This window comes from Neobacillus sp. DFD-2R (assembly GCF_057747865.1).
The window spans coordinates 4,053,125-4,073,446 of the sequence record NZ_CM173228.1; the positions used below are offsets into that span (position 1 = coordinate 4,053,125).

The 20,322-nt window shown below is 41.1% G+C and carries 14 protein-coding genes; 1 reads left to right on the plus strand and 13 read right to left on the minus strand.

Annotation, left to right across the window (positions count from 1 at the left end; all coding sequences use genetic code 11):
* Nucleotides 1-193: 193 nt before the first annotated feature.
* On the minus strand, nucleotides 194-2,872 hold the full coding sequence (locus AC3ANV_RS20195; RefSeq protein WP_488310454.1) for a cation-translocating P-type ATPase: 2,679 nt from the start codon (nucleotides 2,870-2,872) through the stop codon (nucleotides 194-196).
* A gap of 251 nt (nucleotides 2,873-3,123) precedes the next feature.
* Here AC3ANV_RS20195 and AC3ANV_RS20200 point away from each other — a divergent pair, with 251 nt between their 5' ends.
* On the plus strand, nucleotides 3,124-4,839 hold the full coding sequence (locus AC3ANV_RS20200) for an Rqc2 family fibronectin-binding protein (protein ID WP_488310455.1): 1,716 nt from the start codon (nucleotides 3,124-3,126) through the stop codon (nucleotides 4,837-4,839).
* A gap of 49 nt (nucleotides 4,840-4,888) precedes the next feature.
* Here AC3ANV_RS20200 and AC3ANV_RS20205 read toward each other — a convergent pair whose 3' ends face one another.
* The 12 genes from AC3ANV_RS20205 to AC3ANV_RS20260 all read right to left on the minus strand — a co-directional run bounded on the left by AC3ANV_RS20205 (nucleotide 4,889) and on the right by AC3ANV_RS20260 (nucleotide 20,166).
* Nucleotides 4,889-5,881, minus strand: coding sequence for an agmatinase family protein (locus tag AC3ANV_RS20205; RefSeq protein WP_488310456.1), 993 nt, complete (start codon nucleotides 5,879-5,881; stop codon nucleotides 4,889-4,891).
* Complete coding sequence (gene hutI, locus AC3ANV_RS20210) at nucleotides 5,853-7,148, minus strand: imidazolonepropionase (protein WP_488310457.1); 1,296 nt, start codon at nucleotides 7,146-7,148, stop codon at nucleotides 5,853-5,855. The genes AC3ANV_RS20205 and hutI overlap by 29 nt, the downstream gene beginning before the upstream one ends.
* A gap of 21 nt (nucleotides 7,149-7,169) precedes the next feature.
* On the minus strand, nucleotides 7,170-8,843 hold the full coding sequence (gene hutU, locus AC3ANV_RS20215) for a urocanate hydratase (protein ID WP_488310458.1): 1,674 nt from the start codon (nucleotides 8,841-8,843) through the stop codon (nucleotides 7,170-7,172).
* A gap of 206 nt (nucleotides 8,844-9,049) precedes the next feature.
* Nucleotides 9,050-10,561, minus strand: a complete 1,512-nt coding sequence (locus tag AC3ANV_RS20220; RefSeq protein WP_488310459.1) for a helix-turn-helix domain-containing protein — start codon at nucleotides 10,559-10,561, stop codon at nucleotides 9,050-9,052.
* 108 nt (nucleotides 10,562-10,669) lie between these two features.
* Complete coding sequence (pyrE, locus tag AC3ANV_RS20225) at nucleotides 10,670-11,299, minus strand: orotate phosphoribosyltransferase (RefSeq protein ID WP_488310460.1); 630 nt, start codon at nucleotides 11,297-11,299, stop codon at nucleotides 10,670-10,672.
* The gene (pyrF, locus tag AC3ANV_RS20230) at nucleotides 11,296-12,012 is read right to left on the minus strand and encodes an orotidine-5'-phosphate decarboxylase (RefSeq protein WP_488310461.1); all 717 of its coding nucleotides are present in this window, start codon (nucleotides 12,010-12,012) and stop codon (nucleotides 11,296-11,298) included. Before pyrF ends, pyrE begins: the two co-directional genes overlap by 4 nt.
* On the minus strand, nucleotides 11,984-12,925 hold the full coding sequence (locus AC3ANV_RS20235) for a dihydroorotate dehydrogenase (protein ID WP_488310462.1): 942 nt from the start codon (nucleotides 12,923-12,925) through the stop codon (nucleotides 11,984-11,986). The genes pyrF and AC3ANV_RS20235 overlap by 29 nt, the downstream gene beginning before the upstream one ends.
* Nucleotides 12,922-13,692, minus strand: coding sequence for a dihydroorotate dehydrogenase electron transfer subunit (locus tag AC3ANV_RS20240; protein ID WP_488310463.1), 771 nt, complete (start codon nucleotides 13,690-13,692; stop codon nucleotides 12,922-12,924). Before AC3ANV_RS20240 ends, AC3ANV_RS20235 begins: the two co-directional genes overlap by 4 nt.
* Nucleotides 13,689-16,895, minus strand: a complete 3,207-nt coding sequence (carB, locus tag AC3ANV_RS20245; protein ID WP_488310464.1) for a carbamoyl-phosphate synthase large subunit — start codon at nucleotides 16,893-16,895, stop codon at nucleotides 13,689-13,691. The genes AC3ANV_RS20240 and carB overlap by 4 nt, the downstream gene beginning before the upstream one ends.
* Nucleotides 16,888-17,979 carry a carbamoyl phosphate synthase small subunit gene (locus AC3ANV_RS20250; RefSeq protein WP_488310465.1) on the minus strand — a complete coding sequence of 364 codons (1,092 nt, stop codon included), beginning with the start codon at nucleotides 17,977-17,979 and terminating at the stop codon, nucleotides 16,888-16,890. The genes carB and AC3ANV_RS20250 overlap by 8 nt, the downstream gene beginning before the upstream one ends.
* Nucleotides 17,976-19,262, minus strand: coding sequence for a dihydroorotase (pyrC, locus tag AC3ANV_RS20255; protein ID WP_488310466.1), 1,287 nt, complete (start codon nucleotides 19,260-19,262; stop codon nucleotides 17,976-17,978). The genes AC3ANV_RS20250 and pyrC overlap by 4 nt, the downstream gene beginning before the upstream one ends.
* On the minus strand, nucleotides 19,222-20,166 hold the full coding sequence (locus AC3ANV_RS20260; RefSeq protein WP_488310467.1) for an aspartate carbamoyltransferase catalytic subunit: 945 nt from the start codon (nucleotides 20,164-20,166) through the stop codon (nucleotides 19,222-19,224). The genes pyrC and AC3ANV_RS20260 overlap by 41 nt, the downstream gene beginning before the upstream one ends.
* Between the last annotated feature and the right edge of the window lie 156 nt (nucleotides 20,167-20,322).

The following is a 20,322-nucleotide window of genomic DNA, read 5'->3' on the forward strand; positions in this document are numbered from 1 at the left end:
AGGACTGGAGCGCTCCGTATGAGATAAAGGAAACACGGAGAGCGCTAGCTTTTTCGTGTTGACTTATCGTAAGGAGTCGTTTGATGTACACTAGTCGCTGTGCTGCTTGCGCTAGACAATTTTCAGATTTATATGGTTAAACACAAAAGGTAATAGAGTGGTCACTCTACTACCTTTTGGATTATAACACAATTTATTTTGTTTTTCTTAACAAAAATGATCCAGCTAGTAAAAAAGTTGGAACCGACGACAATCCCAGTATCAACAGCCAGTCCCGACCATGGATCGCAAGTGTGTGGAATATAGGTTGTAAGGGTGGATAGTAAATAACTACCAGTATTAAGGCTAATGAAGAAATGACCGACCAAACAAGGTATGGATTTCCGAAGGGATTTCTTGATAACACTGATTTTTCACTTCGGCAATCAAAAACATGTATAAGCTGTGCCATTACAAGTGTAGCAAAAGCAACGGTTTGAGCATATTGGAGTCGGCTTGTATCATTATGATAAACAATGATAAATGCAAGCAATGTAACCAGTCCAATCAAAAAGCCTCTCGAAACTACCTTCCACCCTAATCCCCGGGAAAAAACACCTTCATTCGGGCTGCGAGGGTTCCGTTTCATTACATTCTCTTCCGGTCGATCAAGTCCAAGTGCCATCGCCGGCAGACCATCCGTTACTAAATTCACCCAAAGAATTTGGATTGGGATTAAAGGCAACGGCAGACCGCATATCATTGCAAACAACATAACTAAAATTTCACCGACGTTTGAAGCAAGCAAATAACGGACAAACTTTCGAATATTTTCATAGATATTTCGTCCCTCAGTAATTGCTGCCTTTATTGTGGCAAAATTATCATCTAACAATACGAGAGCTGATGCCTCCTTAGCAACATCTGTTCCGGTAATCCCCATTGCTACCCCGATGTCTGCCGCTTTGATAGCTGGTGCATCGTTCACGCCATCGCCGGTCATTGCTACAACATGTCCTCTATTTTGCAGTGCTTTTACAATTTTAAGCTTATGTTCCGGTGATACCCTGGCAAAAACTGAAACATCGTCAACAACTTCCTCAAGCTCTTCAACAGACATATTGGATAATGCTTTTCCATCAAGCACTTTACTTTTATTTGATAAAATCCCAAGCTGTGCAGCAATTGCTTTTGCCGTTATCACATGGTCACCGGTAATCATGACAGTTTTAATTCCTGCTGCCTTACATTCCTTTACGGCATCTTTTACTTCAGGTCTTGGAGGATCAATCATTCCTTGGACACCAATAAAGGTTAATTTTTTCTCGGCTTCTTGTTCACTTAAAATAACCGTATTAGCAGGAACAGGTTTAAAAGCGATTGCAATTGTTCTTAGTGCTTTTGAAGCAAGACCATTAATCGCATCCTGAACCAATACCCGCATGTCATGGCCTAGGTACTGGGTTTTTTCTTCCCAAAGGATAGATTCACTTATTCCGAGAATAACGTCCGGAGCTCCTTTCGTCACAATGAAATGTCTTCCCTGCTTGTCTTTTATGTGCATGCTCATCATTTTTCTTGCCGAATCGAATGGGAATTCATTGATAATAGTAAACTCATTCAGCAGATTAGGGCGTTCAAATCCCGCTTTCATTGCACTGACTAGAAGCGCGCCTTCCGTTGGATCCCCATCTAAAATGATATCTTCCTCTTTCATGACTAATTCTGAATGATTACACAACATACCGAAAATAAGCATTTGCTGTAAGGCTTTTTCATCTTTGGGATGAACAGGTCTTTCATTTCGATAAAAATCCCCTTTTGGCTCATAGCCAACCCCATCAACAGTCCAGGTATGTCCACCGCTCCATAAATGAGTAACGGTCATTTTGTTTTGTGTCATCGTTCCGGTTTTATCAGAACAAATAACAGACGCACAGCCAAGCGTTTCCACTGCCTGAATTTTACGGACAATTGCATTTTTCTTAATCATCTTTTGAACACCAAGGGACAAAGCAACAGTGACAATCGCCGGCAAGCCCTCAGGAATGGCTGCAACCGCCAGTGAAACACCTGCTAAAAACATTTCATATAATTCGTGTCCTTGTAAAACACCTATTATGACAACAAGCAGGGTTAACAACAAGGCAACAGTAATTAATATTTTTCCGAGCTGCTCCAAACGACGCTGCAGCGGTGTTTCCCCGCTTTCGGCATTTTGGAGTAAATTAGCAATTTGTCCCATGGCGGTTTTCATACCCGTTGCAATGACAACCCCTACTCCGCTTCCTCTCGTAATCATCGTGCCCATAAACGCGATATTTTCCATATCTCCAATTCCCGGATTCACCGTTGTTAAGGAATCAATATGCTTCGATACAGGAACAGATTCTCCTGTTAGAGCTGATTCCTCAATTTCTAAACTCCTTGACTCGATTACACGAACATCAGCACCGATACGATCCCCGCTTGTAAATTTCAGGATATCCCCAATGACAATTTCTTTTGAAGGAACCTTAACCCATTGACCTTGCCTTAACACAGATACTTGCGGTGCTGATAATTCCTTTAATGCCTGCAGTGATTTTTCTGCTTTACGTTCTTGAAAAAAACCAAGAAACCCATTTATAATGACAATTGCAATAATCGCAATGGCATCAATATATTCTCCGAGCAATCCGGAAATCAATGTAGCTGCCAGCAGGACCAAGACCATAAAGTCTTTAAATTGACTAAAAAATAAGAGTAAAGCAGATTGCTTTTCTCCTTCGTCCAATTCATTATGTCCGTATAGGCTAATCCGCTTTTTTACTTCTTCCGATGATAATCCAGTCGAAAAGTCGGTTTCTAAGGCCTTTTCTACTTGTTTTATCTCCATTTCATGGAACTTCATCCGACCATCTCACTTCCCCCTTTAATAATAAGAGACATTCTCTAAAGACAGCTTATTCAGACCTGTCCCAAAAAATGCTATCATGTAGTGAAACTTAAGAATGAAGCGGAAATAAAAAATGTAAGCTATAATTGATTTAAATGAAGTCTATGTTAAAGCTCGTTGTTGATTTAGCTCACCATGTTGATTGGAGCGGAAATCAACAGGCAAATTTAACAGAGCCTAAATGAAAAAAGAAGAGGATGTTTTCCATGTCATTTGATGGTTTATTTACTAAAGCAATGGTTGATGAGCTCTCCCGCTCCTTAAAGGGTGGCCGAATTAATAAAGTGCATCAGCCATATAAAAATGAAATAATTTTGACCATCCGTGCAAACGGTGTTAATCAAAAGCTCTTATTATCTGCCCACCCAAGCTATGCAAGGGTGCAGCTGTCTACTGAAGCCTACGAAAATCCAAGTGAACCGCCGATGTTTTGCATGCTTCTCAGGAAGCATATTGAGGGATATATTTTAGAGGATTTATATCAAGTAGAAGCAGACCGGATAGTTATTCTTGAAATAAAAGGCCGAAATGAAATTGGCGATATTAGCTATAAACAATTAATTATTGAAATCATGGGAAGGCACAGCAATATTGTCTTGGTCGATAAAACACGCAATGTTATTCTCGATAGTATTAAGCATGTTTCTTTTGCTGTTAATAGCCACAGGGCAATATTGCCCGGACAGCCATATATCAATCCACCGGAACAGAATAAACAAAATCCTTTTCAAGCAGTTGAGGAGGATGTTTTAAGAAAAATTGATTTTAATAACGGTCGGCTTGATCGCCAACTTGTTGAGCATTTTGCCGGAATCTCGCCTCTTTTCGCTAAGGAAGTTATTTTTCAAAGCGGTCTTGCCAATCGCACATCAGTACCTAAAACATTCATTAATATGGTCCAAAAGATTAAGGAGGGCATAATTTCTCCTTTCATTACGACTTCAAGTGGTAAGGAAGCTTTTTATCTTTTTCCGCTTGAACATTTAAAGGGCGAGACACGAACTTTCTCTTCTTTAAGTGAAATGCTCGACCGCTATTATTTTGGCAAAGCGGAACGGGACCGCGTAAAGCAGCAAGGAAATGATATCGAGAGATTAATAATTAATGAAAAAGAAAAAAATCAAAAGAAAATTGACAAACTTAAAGAGACCTTAAAAGAAGCGGAACGGGCGGAGCAGTTCCAACGTTATGGGGAACTTTTAACTGCAAATCTTTATGCAGCAAAAAAAGGCATGCCTGAAATTGAAGTTATCAATTATTACGATGAGTTGGGAGAAACAATCGCCATTCCCCTTGACCCAAGAAAAACACCATCTGAAAATGCCCAAAAGTATTTTTCCAGATACCAAAAAGCAAAAAATGCTGTTTCGATTGTAGTTGAACAAATTGAAAAAGCCAGTGAGGAAGTAGCTTATTTCGAAAATTTACTTCAGCAGGTATTAGCAGCATCTCCAAAAGATATACAAGAGATTCGAGAGGAACTAGTTGAAGGCGGATATATTCGTGACCGCAAGAAACGAAACGGCAAAAAGTTACAGAATGCCAAACCTGTTCTAGATCAATTCTTATCATCAGATGGTACCGATATAGTCGTCGGGAAAAATAATAAACAAAATGATTATCTGACAAATAAATTCGCGGCAAGGGATGAAATTTGGCTGCATACAAAGGATATACCAGGCTCACACGTTGTGATTCGAAGCAAAGAACCTGCGGAAGAAACGATTAAAGAAGCAGCGATTTTGGCCGCTTATTACAGTAAAGCTCGAAATTCAAGCTCTGTTCCTGTTGATTTTACTAAGGTTCGGTTTGTAAAAAAACCGAGCGGTGCAAAGCCGGGGTTTGTCATTTATGAGAATCAGCAAACCGTTTATGTCACCCCGGATGAGGAAACTGTCCTTAGATTAAAGAAAAATGTTTAATAGATTAGGAAAGACCCCGGGAGTATCGGGGTCTTTTTGACATTTACTCTTACCTGAGCATAACTCCAGTTAGGAAGGTTAAAAACACATGGGTTCCAAGCTTAACCGTAGGCTGTACCAATGCATCCTTTAATGGGTCAAGACAGACGATATCCATTGCTTTAACTTTAGGATGACGCCCTGCTGCTAATACTCCATCGAGCAATTCTTCTGTTCTCATTCCTCCAGGAGTTGAAGCAGGTACCCCCGGGGCATAGGCGATATCTAAACAATCCATATCAACAGTTAAATAAATGGTATCTACCTTCGAAGACAGCTCGTTTAAACATTGTTGGACAGTAGCTTCAATCCCTTGTTTCCTTGCCTGGCGGAGCGTAATATAGTTGACTCCTTTTTCGTCAGCATAAGCTTTTAAATCCCTCGTATTAAAAAATCCGTGCAAACCGATATTGTACATATTACTGCCTTCGACAACTCCACTTTCAATCAGGTTACGCATTGGTGTCCCATTGGAAGGACCGTTATCCGAAAGATCCCTTAAATCAAAATGGGTATCAAATTGCAAAATGCCTATTTTTTCAGACGGCTTTGCTCTATGCAGACCTTTTACCATCATTGCAGTAATCGAATGGTCACCACCAATTGCACATACCTTAGATGTTTGAAAATGGTTATGAAGCAGAGCAGAAGCTTCAATAATGTTGTCATGGCATTTTCGAATATCCGTTACATGCATCGGAACATCTCCTGCATCAAGAGCCGTCATCTCAGACAAATCAATGTCAAAGTCTAGATTATAGGTAGTGAACCCCTTCCACGCACGTCTGAAGAAGTCCGGAAATTCCGATGCTCCTGATGCACTAATTGATGAACGTGACAGAGGAACGCCGACTACGACAAAATCAGCATCCTTGCTTTTTTCCGGATCCGTTTCAGCCGATAAAGGCTGAATCCACTGATGAACCTTTTCTGCAGAAGCATTTTCCGGCCTTACCCACGTAAAGCTAGATGGATTAATTTTTGGAGAAAGAAAGCTCTTCAATTAATTGCCCTCCCTTTACAACCACACGTCCGTTTTTAACAACCGTATCCGTATGATTGACACCATAAGAGTATTGAAGCTTCATGTAGTTTGTAACATTAAAGATCGTCACATCTGCTTTTTTCCCGGCCTCTAAGCTTCCAATCTCTTTACCGCGGTTGATGGCATGTGCCGCATTAATGGTTGTTGCTGTAATAACCTCAGCAGGAGTCATACCCATTTTTAAACAGCCTAAATTCATAATAAATGGCAATGAAACAGTCGGTGATGAACCGGGGTTACAATCTGTTGACAGTGCTACCGGTACACCTAAATCAATCATTTTTCTGCCATTTGCCGACTCAGCCATTAAAAAGTAGGCTGTTCCCGGAAGCAATACGCCAACCACACCATTTGCAGCCATATCCTTCATGCCTTGTTCAGATGCTTTCAATAAGTGGTCTGCAGAAATAGCACCAATCTCTGCTGCAAGCTCTGCTCCTTCATATGGCTCAATTTCATCGGCATGAATTTTTGGAATTAATCCATAACGCTTTCCTGCTTCAAGAATTCGCTTTGATTGCTCAGGTGTGAAAACACCATGTTCACAGAAAACATCATTGAATTCTGCTAATCCAAGCTCAGCCACCTTCGGAATCATTTCTTCAATTAGAATCTTGATAAATGCTTCGGGATTTTCTTTATACTCCTTCGGTACAGCATGAGCGCCCATAAAGGTGGGAACTAAATCAATCACATGTTTTTCGTTTAGTTCTTTCGCTACCTCAAGCTGTTTTAATTCCGTTTCCCATTCCATTCCGTATCCGCTTTTTGCTTCAACAGTGGTAACACCATGAAGGAGGAATTTATTTAAACGTTCATAGCTTTCGTTAAAAAGTTCTACATGAGAGGCAGCCTGTGTTGCTCTTGTCGTTGCGTGAATGCCGCCGCCGCTGTTCATGATTTCCATATACGTTGCACCTTGCAGACGCATATTAAACTCATTTTCTCTGCTGCCGGCAAATACGATATGTGTATGAGGATCAACTAATCCCGGTGTAACAAGCTTTCCGCTAGCATTAATTATTTCTGCTTCTTTTAGTCGGCCTTTATACTTTTCGGCCAACTCCGAGTCTTTGCCTACATCTTGTATTACTCCATCCTCAATCCAGATGCTTCCATTCTCAATAATACTAAGCTCAGACATCGCACCCTTAACGAGGGGAGCTTGAGAGCCCCCCTGTAAGGTAACGAGCTGAGAAGCATTTCTGATAAAAAGTGTCGTCATTTGCTTCTCATCCTCCTAATCTTAATCTTGTTTTAGCATTGGCATTTTAATGCCTTTTTCTTTTGCAGTTTTAATTGCAATCTCATAACCTGCATCTGCGTGACGGACAACACCCATACCTGGATCAGTAGTTAATACTCGTTCCAAGCGAGCCTCTGCATCTTTCGTTCCATCGGCAACAATAACCATACCTGAATGTTGAGAATAACCCATGCCTACGCCGCCGCCATGGTGTAAAGAAATCCAGCTTGCGCCGCCAACAGCATTGATCATTGCATTTAGAATCGGCCAGTCAGAAACTGCATCACTGCCGTCTTTCATTGCTTCTGTTTCACGGTTTGGAGAGGCAACGGAACCTGCATCCAAGTGGTCACGGCCGATTACGATTGGAGCGGAAACTTCTCCGGATGCAACCATATCATTAATCACTTTACCGAAGCGGGCACGGTCACCGTAGCCAAGCCAACAAATACGGGCAGGAAGGCCTTGGAAAGCGATTCTTTCTTGAGCCATTTTCACCCATTTGCAAAGATGCTCATCATCTTTGAATTCACGAAGTAATGCTTCATCAATTTTACGGATATCTTCAGGATCACCGGATAATGCTGCCCAGCGGAAAGGACCTTTTCCTTCACAGAATAATGGACGGATGTACGCTGGAACAAAGCCAGGGAAATCAAAGGCATTTTCAACGCCTTCATCCTTGGCCACCTGACGGATGTTGTTACCATAGTCAAACGTTACTGCACCTTTTTGCTGCATCGTAAGCATCGCCTTTACATGTGTTGCCATGCTTTGCTTTGAAAGTTGTACGTATTTAGCCGCATCTGCATTTCTTAATGCCGCTGCTTCCTCTAAGGAATAACCTGCCGGTACATATCCATTTAATGGATCATGAGCAGAAGTTTGATCTGTTAATACATCAGGATTGAAGCCTTTTTCAATCATTAACGGTAAAATTTCTGCTGCGTTCCCTAATAATCCAATGGATAAGCCTTTTCCTTCTTTTTTTGCTTCAAATGCCAATTTAAGCGCTTCGTCTAAATCGCTTGTTTTAACATCGAGGTATCTCGTTTCAATCCGACGGTCGATTCTCGTCTCATCTACATCAATGGCAAGACATACACCATCGTTCATGGTCACTGCTAATGGCTGAGCTCCGCCCATGCCTCCGAGACCTGCAGTTAACGTGATGGTGTGTTTTAATGATCCGCCAAATTCCTGACGCGCAAGCTCAGCAAAGGTTTCATATGTTCCTTGAACAATCCCCTGACTTCCGATATAAATCCAGCTGCCGGCTGTCATTTGTCCGTACATGATTAGGCCTTTTTTATCCAGCTCGTGGAAATGCTCCCAGTTCGCCCATGCCGGAACAAGATTTGAATTTGCGAGCAGTACACGCGGTGCATCCCTATGGGATTTCCAAACGACAACCGGTTTACCGGATTGAATTAACAGAGTTTCATCCTCTTCTAATTCTAAAAGCGTTTTCACAATTGCATCATAAGACTCCCAGTTACGCGCTGCTTTTCCAATTCCCCCATAAACGACTAAATCTTCAGGTCTTTCTGCTACCTCTGCATCAAGATTATTCATCAACATCCGAAGTGCTGCCTCTTGAATCCACCCCTTCGCATGTAATTCTGTGCCTTTATAGTTTTCAATCACTCTTGGTTTTGAAGTCTTTGTTTCCATATTTTCCACTCCTTTTAGATACTTTCATAACTTTATAGTTATTATAGAATTTAAATCTTCAGAAAAATACGAACCAAAGCTTAGAAAATAGATAATATATTTTGTAATAAACAGTATTTTATAGGTTCCCTTGATGAAAAATGATAAAATTTTTATAAAAGGTATATTTTTTATGGATTTAATCATTTTTCCTCACAGAAAAAGACTCAGTTTTCAGGCTGAGTCATTTCAGATTTGATCATTTTAAAATTATTCATTCGATACTCTCTAGGAGACATGCCGATTAATTCCTTAAACATTCGACTAAAGTAATTGGAATTATGATAGCCCACAAGAGCAGATATTTCCTTAATCGGTTTATTTGTTTCAATTAATAGCCTTTTTGCCTCCTTAATCCTAATCCCCGCCATAATATCTGTAAAATTCGTGCCTGTTTTAGTAATCAGCAGATGACTGAAATAGGAAGGATTTCGGTCTACAAATTGGGCTACATCCTCAAGCTTGAGTGAACGGTTAGAAAAATTGGCTTCCATAAAGGAAATTCCGCGCTCAATCGGGTCCTGTTTGAAATTTCTTGAACATATTTCCGCACCATAAAAAGTCTTTTGGATAAACAAAATTAGATTTTGTACCGTTCGATATAAGACTTTATCATATAAAATCGAATTGAAAATATACCTGTACTCGTTTTCAAAACTATTTTGTTCATCAAGATTATAGGTCTTCATAAACCTTCTAATTTGCGCAAGAATACTGGTCAGTCTAATCCGAATTAATCCAGGGTCAGGATATGGATCCTGAAATTTTAAAAATTCATCATAAAGCCATGTTTTTATTTTTTCGATATCGAAATTTGCCAACATGTCAATCCATGCTCTTTGTTCAGGGGGAGCCAGGAAAGGATCAATATGCACCCAATCGGGTGAGGAATCAAACTCCACCACCTGCCGATATCCCTTATAATAGGTGAACTCGAGCATTCTCCTAGTTTGCAAGTATTTTTGGTTTAGTGTCAATAAAGATTTACCTCTGAAAATAACGATTGCGAGGGGATCTGAAAATTCCTCCTCCCATTTTCTCATTGCTTTTTGACATTGTTCTCTTATATGAAGACAAGAATCCTTGAATAATAGGATCACCATATCACTTAAGGCAAAATTTCCATGCTTGTCTTTAAAAGGATATTCAGATAGAAAAGAAAAAAGTGTATCAACAGTCTCAGCACTTTCAGTTTGAAAAGCTGCAAGATGGAAGTCCTCAGAAAATGCATGTGATAAAAATAAAGATTCATATGAAATATCCTTATAAAGGTTCGGATGGAGATTTCCAAATGAATTGAATTTTTTCCCAAGTCTTCCCGAAGCTTTTTGGTAGGCTGATTTTACCTTTGTTGTCGAAAAAGGTTTAATCATGAGGTCTAATGCTTGCATATCAATCGCCAAACGTGCTCTTTCAAAAGTGGCTTCAGCACTTGTTAACAGCAATACAGGGTCATAAATCTGCATCAGTTCACGGAAACTTGACCATTCCTCCCGACTTATCATATCAAGCTCCATGAGGACAACATCAGGAGTTTCTTTTTCAAATAAAACGATAAACTCCTGATAGTTAGCTGCTAAAAAAATGTTCGTGACAGGAATAGAGGATGTTTTTAACAGCCACTTTAAGCCTTCTCGTTCGTTTAAATCGCGATCAGCTATCAGCCATTTCCCTTCCACCTTTTCAACCCCCTTCTTCCAACTCTTTAATACTAATTGATTATATCAGTAAAAAGTGTAGTAATGCGAAAAAAGAGCGTCAGATTGCTCCGACACTCGTTAAGTCTATTAAAATTTTGAACTCCATTCAGAAGGATCCTTGCTCCAGGAAAACAGACTTTCTTGATCGTTTTCACTGATATATTCCTTCCTAATGGCCGCCTCAACTAAAGCTGGAAAATCAGTAAGGGATTCCGTTTTAATCTCTGCCTGTCTCAGTAGTTCTTTTCCCTTATCAAGCCCATATGTAAAGATGGATACTGCGCCAAGAACTTCACAGTCTGATTCCCTTAATGCTTGAACAGCAGTAATCACACTGCCGCCAGTAGAAATTAAATCTTCGACCACCACTACTTTTTGTCCTTTTTCGACTTTTCCTTCAATTTGGTTTCCTTTGCCATGGCCCTTTGCTTTGGAACGAACATAACACATAGGTAAATCCAGCAGCTCACTTACCCAGGCTGCATGTGGAATTCCTGCAGTTGCCGTACCGGCAATGACTTGAGCATCCGGAAAATGCTCAAGAATCAGTTTTTGTAAGCCTAAAGCAATCTCTCTTCTCACAGCCGGGTAAGAAAGTGTTAAGCGATTGTCACAGTAAATTGGGGACCTAAGTCCTGATGTCCATGTAAACGGATCATTTGGTTTTAAAGCAACCGCATTGATGTCTAATAATCTCTCTGCAATTAACTGTTTCATTGATAAACTCCCTTCCATGCTTCCATCCATTGTTCATAGCTTCTTAATGGGTCATCTGACCTCGTGATCGAACGACCTACCACAATCGCGTTGACACCCGCATTTCTTGCAAATTCAGGTGTGGCCACCCTCTTTTGGTCACCAACATGATCAGACTCCATGCGAATTCCCGGCGTCACGGTGTAAAAATCAGAACCAAGCTTTTCCCTGATTGAAACTGCTTCCCATGCCGAGCAAACGACTCCGTCTAAGCCTGATTCTTTCGTTAACGAGGCATAGTGGAGGACAGATTCATTTAAAGAAACCGGAATAAGCTGTTCTATATTCATTTGCTCTTGAGAAGTGCTGGTAAGCTGTGTGACGGCGATACATGCAGGACGCTTACGACCTGCAGCTGTTCCTGCCTCTAAACCTTCCAAAGCTGCCTGCATCATTTCTCTGCCGCCTGCAGCGTGAACATTAACCAGATCGCATTCAAGCCGTGCGAGATTTTTCATTGCACTTTTCACGGTGTTCGGAATATCATGAAGCTTTAAATCCAGAAATATTCGATGCCCTGATTCTTTTAACATATGAATGATTGACGGACCTTCCTGGTAAAAAAGCTCCATGCCTACTTTTACAAAGAGTTCTTTGCCGGAGAACGGCTCCAAAAATCGCCCTACTTCATTGCCGTCGGCAAAATCAAGCGCGATGATAAGTGAGTTGTCCATGTTCAAGCCAGCTCCTTCCCTTACATTCATTGATATGCTCAAATCCTAATTTGTCAAGTAAAGCAGGTAACTCCTCAATGATTGTCGGGCAAACAAATGGATCCACAAAATTTGCTGTTCCTACCGCTACTGCACTTGCCCCTGCATAAAAGAATTCAATCACATCTTCTGCTGACTCAATGCCACCCATCCCGATGATTGGAATCGAAACCGCTTGACTAACCTCATAGATCATTCGAATCGCAACCGGTTTTATCGCGGGGCCGGATAGACCGCCAGTACGATTTGCTAAAATTGGTTTTCCTGTCTTTAAATCCAGCCTCATTCCAACCAGTGTATTGATCATTGTTAGCCCATCTGCACCGCCATTTTCAACAGCTTTAGCCATCTCTACAATATTGGTTACATTTGGAGAGAGCTTCACATATACCGGAACCTCTGAAACTTCCTTTACCTTACGAGTTAATAGCATCGCTACATCCGGTATCGTTCCGAAGGCAATTCCTCCTGTTTTTACATTTGGGCAGGATATATTCAATTCGAGTGCATGAACATTTGATGCTTTGGAAATTTCTTTTGCAACTGCCACATAATCCTCTTCGATAGAACCGGCAACGTTGGCAATGATCGGAACATCATATTGCGAAAGCCACGGAAGCTCCACGCCAAGGACTTTTTCCAGACCCGGATTTTGCAGTCCGATTGCATTTAACATACCTGCCGAAGTTTCCGCTACCCGCGGTGTTGGGTTCCCAAACCTTGGCTCAACAGTGGTTGCCTTAATCATGATCGCCCCAAGTTTACTTAAATCATAAAATTGGCTGTACTCTCTTCCGAACCCGAAGCATCCGGAGGCAGGCATGATTGGATTTTTTAAATTTAAGCCCGGTAACTCGATGTTCAATCTGTTCATATCAATACCTCCCCGGCACGGAAAACAGGTCCATCAGTGCAGACTTTTTTATAGGAAACACCCTTTGGATCATCCGCGCTTTTACAGACACATGCAAAGCAAGCACCAACCCCGCAGCCCATTCGCTCTTCTAAGGATAGGAACACTTTCTTATCTGAAAACATTTTCTCGATTGCCCGGAGCATCGGTGTTGGTCCGCAAGTGTAGATGCAATCAAAACGTAAATCTTTCATTACATCTGTGACAAACCCTTTTACCCCATAAGAACCATCTACGGTTGCTACAAATGTTTCGCCATTTTTCAAAAATTCATCTTCATAAAATACTGCTGTTTCTGTTTGGAAGCCTAGAACATGGATTACCTTAACTCCTTTGGCTGTCAATTGATTGGAAAGTTCATAGAGAGGTGGAACACCAATCCCGCCGCCAACAAGTATAGCAGTTTCTTCTCCGGTCACTTCATCCACCGGGAAGCCATTTCCTAATGGCCCCAGTATATCAAGTTCCATTCCTACTGATAACTCAGCTAGCAAGGAAGTACCTTTTCCTTCCTTACGATATATCATAGTAAATTGCTCTTGTTCTTTATTATACGAAGAAATACTAATCGGTCTTCGTAAAAGCGGGTCTCTATTTGAGACCCGAATATGCACGAACTGACCCGGTTCGGTTATTTCATTTACTAATTTTGCTTTCACTGTAAGCTCGTAAATGTCAGCGGCAATCTCCCGTTGGCTGATGATTTTGCATAATTCCTTTTGTATCATGCAAAAACTGCCTCCTTTTCCTCAACTGCCATAGGTTCTGCTGAGAAGTTCATTGATTCAATTACTTTAAGAATGGCATCAGCTGTATCTAAGGATGTTAAGCATGGGACACCATTTTCTACTGCTTCCCGGCGTATTCTAAATCCATCCCTTTCAGGCTGTTTTCCTTTTGTCAGTGTATTGATAATAAACTGGGCTTCTCCATGGTGAATGACATCTAACAATGTTTGCCCTTCTGAACCAATTTTCCCAACAATCTGTACAGGGAGACCGGCTGACTCTAAGACATGAGCAGTACCGCTCGTTGCCATTAAACGATAGCCAATCGCAGAAAAACGTTTTGCAAGCTTTAATGCTTCCTGCTTGTCTTTATCAGCAACCGTAAACAAGACTGTGCCGAACTTCTGGATGTTCATTCCGGAGGCAACCAATCCTTTATAAAGAGCTTTTTCAAGTGTTACATCCTTACCCATAACCTCACCGGTTGATTTCATTTCCGGTCCTAGTGTAATATCGACATCTTTCAGCTTTGCAAAGGAGAAAACCGGAACTTTCACATAGACGCCTTCTTTTTCACGGACAAGACCAGGTGTGTAACCTTGATCTAATATGGAAGCCCCTAAAATGGCTTTTGTCGCAATTTTTGCCATTGGAACGTTGGTAATTTTGCTCAAAAATGGTACTGTACGGCTTGACCTTGGGTTCACTTCAAGTACATATACTTGATCCTTAGATATTACATATTGAATATTCAATAACCCAATAATATTTAAACCTATTGCCATTTTTTCTGTGTATTCAACAAGTGTTTTCTTCACAGCATCAGATAAGGTTTGCGGTGGATATACAGCAATTGAATCACCGGAATGGACCCCTGCCCGCTCAATATGCTCCATAATTCCCGGGATTAGGACATTTTGACCATCACAAATGGCATCAACTTCAATTTCTTTCCCTGTTAAATAACGGTCAATTAAGACTGGATGTTCAGGATTAATTTTTACTGCATTTTTCATATAATGAAGCAATTCTTCTTTACGGTAAACAATTTCCATCGCGCGGCCGCCAAGAACATAGGAAGGGCGAACAAGTACCGGATAGCCAATATCTTCGGCAATGACAAGCGCTTCCTCAACCGATAACGCTGTTTTACCAAGCGGCTGCGGAATGTTTAACTTTTCGAGAGCCTGTTCGAATTTATCCCTGTTCTCAGCCCGGTCTAAATCCTCTAAGCTTGTTCCTAAAATTTTAACCCCATTTTTCTCAAGTTTATCTGCAAGGTTAATCGCTGTTTGTCCTCCGAACTGTACGACTACTCCCATAGGTTTTTCCAGGTCTATAATGCTCATTACATCTTCATTCGTCAACGGTTCAAAGTAAAGCTTATCGGAGATACTGAAATCAGTCGAAACTGTTTCCGGGTTGTTATTAATAATTATTGCTTCATATCCCGCTTCTCTAATCGCTTTTACGGAGTGGACGGTGGCATAATCAAACTCGATACCTTGGCCAATCCGGATCGGACCGGAACCAAGAACGATTACACTTTTTCTGCCTGAAACAATTGACTCATTTTCCTCTTCGTATGTTCCATAGTAGTAAGGTGTTTCCGATTCGAATTCAGACGCACATGTATCCACCATTTTATAAACCGGAACAATTCCGGAATTCTTCCGCAGATTGTATATTTCTGTTTCAGTCTGATTCCACAGCTCCGCAATTTTTTTATCAGTAAATCCCTTTTGTTTTGCTTCCTTAAAGATTTCCATATCGAAAGGATTCGCATAAAGCGTAGCTTCCAGCTTAATAACGCCTTCCATTTTTTTCAAGAAAAATAAATCAATTTTACTCCACTGATGAATGATTTCAATTGTTATCCCTCGCTTTAAGCCTTCAGCGATGTAAAACAGTCGTTCATCTCCAGCTTTCTTGATCCGCTTCTCCAGTAATTCGTCATCAATTTCCGCTGCACCATTCAATTCGAAGTGATAGACTCCGGACTCCAGGGATCGAATGGCTTTTAGCAATGATTCTTCAAACGTACGGCCTATAGCCATGACTTCGCCTGTTGCTTTCATTTGCGTACCGAGTGAACGGTTCCCTGATTCAAACTTATCAAACGGCCATCTAGGAATTTTCGTTACAATGTAATCAAGTGCCGGTTCAAAGCTCGCATAGGTTTTGCCTGTTACCGGGTTAAGCATTTCATCAAGCGTTAAACCAACAGCAATTTTCGCAGCAAGCTTTGCAATCGGATATCCGGTTGCCTTTGAAGCTAATGCCGAGGAACGGCTTACCCTTGGATTTACTTCGATAATATAATAATTAAAACTGTACGGATCCAATGCAAGTTGAACGTTACAGCCACCTTCAATTCCAAGAGCTCGAATAATCTTTAGCGATACATTTCTTAAAAGCTGATATTCTCTGTCACTTAATGTTTGACTTGGTGCTACTACTATCGAATCACCGGTATGAACGCCAACCGGGTCGATATTTTCCATGTTACACACTACAATCGCATTGTCATTGGCATCGCGCATCACTTCATATTCAATTTCCTTGAAGCCTGCAATACTTTTTTCCAGTAAGCACTGATGAACAGGGCTATTTTTTAAGCCACTGATCACAATTTCCTCTAATTCTTCCGAATTATGACAAATTCCGCCGCCTGTTCCTCCGAGTGTATAAGCCGGACGGACAATGACAGGGAAACCTATTCTTTCAACAAATGCTTTTGCTTCATCTAATTCATGAATTATTTCACTGTCCGGAACAGGTTCGTTTAGTTCATTCATTAAGTTTCGGAACAATTCGCGGTCTTCCGCCTGCTTAATCGCCGATAGCTTAGTTCCAAGAATTTCAACACCGCACTCTTCCAAAACTCCGGATTTTGATAACTCAACGGCCAGATTAAGACCTGTTTGCCCGCCTAGTGTTGCAAGAAGCGCGTCAGGACGTTCTTTCCGAATGATTCGGCTAACGAATTCTACGTTTAATGGCTCAATATAAACTTTATCTGCAATCTCTGTATCCGTCATAATCGTTGCAGGATTGGAGTTTACAAGAATTACGCGATAGCCTTCCTCCCTGAGAGCTATACAAGCTTGGGCTCCGGCATAGTCAAATTCAGCTGCTTGCCCGATAACAATGGGTCCTGACCCGATAACTAAAATGGAGTTAATATCTGTACGTTTAGGCATGTGCTGTAACCTCCTGTTTATTCGCTTCCATCAATTCAAGAAACTGCTCAAATAATCCGTTTGCATCTTCCGGTCCCGGTGAGGCTTCGGGATGATATTGAACGGTAAAGGCCGGATAGTCAAGATGCTTTAGTCCTTCTACTGTTCCATCATTCAAAGCGATATGCGTAATCGATAATCTTGTTTTTTGAAGTGAATCTGTTTCAACTGTATAGCCGTGATTTTGCGATGTAATTGCAATTTTCCCTGTTGTTAAATCTTTGACAGGATGATTGGAGCCACGGTGGCCAAACTTCATTTTCGCCGTGTTTGCACCACAGGCAAGAGCAAACAATTGATGACCGAGGCAAATACCGAATAAAGGTACAATTCCCAAAATGCCTTTAATCATATCAATCGCTTCAGGGACATCTTTTGGATCTCCGGGCCCGTTCGAAAGCATAATTCCATCCGGACGCAATTGAAGAATTTCCTCTGCAGTTGTATGATAAGGAACTACAATCACATCACAATCGCGCTTATTTAATTCACGTAAAATACCATGCTTCATTCCAAAATCAACGAGGACCACTCTTTTCCCGCGTCCCGGACTCGGATATGGATTTTTCGTCGATACCTGCCTTACTTGATCGATTGGGAGCGATTTTTTACGTAAAGAATTTAAGATTTCATTCGCATCTTTTTCAATGCTGCAAATCGCACCCTTTAATGTGCCGAACTGACGGATAATTCTCGTTAATTTTCGTGTATCAATCCCTGCAATGCCGGGAATTTTTTTCATTTCAAAGTATTCATCTAATGTAAATTCACTTCTCCAGTTTGAAGGAAAGTCGCAAACTTCTTTTACAATGAAGCCTTTCACAGCCGGACTAATGGATTCAAAATCATCACGGTTTATCCCGTAGTTACCGATTAAGGGATAGGTAAGTGTAACAATTTGCCCGCAATAGGATGGGTCTGAAAGAATTTCCTGATAGCCGGTCATACCTGTGTTAAACACCACTTCGCCAATTGTTTCAGTATCACTGCCAAATCCTTCACCGATAAAAATTGTACCGTCTTCTAAGATTAGTTGTCTTTTCATGCTGTTACACGTCCTTTTTCCCAAACTATTTGCCCTTCTGCAATTGTCATCACAGGCCAGCCCTGACATTTCCAGCCGCCAAATGGAGTGTTTGTACCTTTGGATACAAATTCTTCCGGTTTAATTGTCTGATCCTCATTTAGGTTCAATAGAACAATGTCTGCCGCTGCGCCAATCTCTATTTTTCCATATGGAAGTCCAAAAGCTTCTGATGGTTTCTTCGTTAAAAATCCGATTAATTGTTCAAGTGATATGATATTTTTCATTACTAACTTTGTATATAACAGTGGGAAAGCTGTCTCTAAGCCGACAATTCCGAATGGTGCGAGTATCATTCCCTCACTTTTCTCCTCAGCTGTATGCGGAGCGTGGTCGGTTGCGATAAAATCAATCGTTCCGTCAAGAAGTCCTTCAATCAAGGCAGCTTTGTCACCTTCATCACGGAGAGGCGGATTCATCTTGTAATTTGCATCAAGACCCGGGATATCATCTTGAGATAATAATAAATGATGTGGTGTCACCTCGGCTGTGACATGAATACCGGCGCGTTTCGCATCTCTAACTACCCTGACAGATTCCTTTGTACTGATATGGCATACATGGTAATGGCATCCCGCAGCTTCCGCAAGTAAAACGTCCCTAGCAATTTGGACAGACTCGCAAACCGAAGGTATTCCATTCAAACCATGATTTTTTGAAAATGTTCCTTCATGGACACAGCCTTTATTGATCAGTGTATTTTCCTCACAGTGTGCAACAATGGCCATTTTAGCTTCACGAGCTTTACGCATAGCAGCGAGCATCATTTCTGCTGACTGAACTCCAACACCGTCATCTGTAAAGGCGAATGCTCCTGCTTCTTTAAGTGCCTCAAAGTCTGTCAATTCCTGACCAAGCTGTCTCGTAGTAATGGAGGCATATGGTAATACCCGTACTTTAGCTGTTTCTCGAATTCGCGTTTGCAGCCACTCCATTTGTTCTTTAGAATCAGGAACCGGTCTAGTATTTGGCATTGCAGCTACCGTTGTAAAACCACCCTTTGCTGCAGCAAGCGTTCCTGTAGCAATCGTTTCTTTCTTCTCGCCGCCCGGCTCACGCAAATGGACATGAAGATCGACAAATCCCGGTGAAACAAGCAGCCCTGATGCATCTACTTTCCGATCAACCGCTGTTTCAATGTTTTTTTCTATTCTGGTAATAATCCCTTTTTCAATTAATATATCAGCATTTTTAATGTCCCCATCAAATGCTATGTAGCTTGAGTTCTGAATAAGCAGCTTCATAATTATTTCCTCCTTTAAGACTTTCGAGTGACCTTTTTAAGGCAGCCATTCTTACATATACTCCGTTTTCCATTTGTTTAAATATTCTTGAACGCCCGCACTCAACAAGGGTATCTGCAATTTCTACATTACGGTTAACCGGAGCCGGGTGCATGATAATACTCCCTGGTTTCATGAGCTTTTCCCTCTCTAATGTAAGTCCATATTGTTTATGATACTCATTTGCAGTAAAGTTACCCTTTTGTTGATGTCGCTCATGCTGTACACGGAGTAGCATTACAACATCTGCTTCGCTAATTGCCTCATCAATAGGTTTAAATCTCGATAAACTTAAACTACGGTTATCAAACCATTCTTCCGGTCCTGAATAAATAACCTCTGCTCCCAGCCTTGTCAGTACATCTGCATTCGAGCGCGCCACCCTGCTATGACTGATGTCCCCAATGATGGCAATTTTCAACCCTGTAAAACCGCCAAATTCCTGTTGGATGGTCATAAGGTCAAGAAGTGATTGTGTCGGATGATGTCCACAACCATCTCCTCCATTGATAATCGGAATATTAACTTTTCCAATTAACTCATCAAAGTATCGATCTTGCTCGTGCCGAATGACAATTGTATTAACACCGATCGATTCCAATGTTTTCACTGTATCGTAGAGCGTCTCGCCTTTTTGAACACTGGAAGTTAGTACTTCAAACGGGATTACCTCTAAACCTAACCTTCTTTCAGCGACTTCAAAGCTGCTCTTTGTTCTTGTGCTTGGTTCAAAAAATAGGTTGGCAGTAAAGATTTGGCCTTCCGGCTTCCATTTCATCCCATTAGCAAACTTCCTTGCATCCGATAAAATTTGATAAACCTCTTCAACCCTTAATTCGTTCGTGGTTAATAAGTGATTTAGCATCTAATTCCCGCCCTTCTTATTTGGTTAAAAAAAACACCCTGACCGATTAATCAGGGTGTAAAACTTCCACTTAAAAATTAGGCATACGAGAAAGTAATTTCCCCGAAAATTTATCCTAATTCTACGTATTACACCCTTATAAGCCTCTCCGGACCT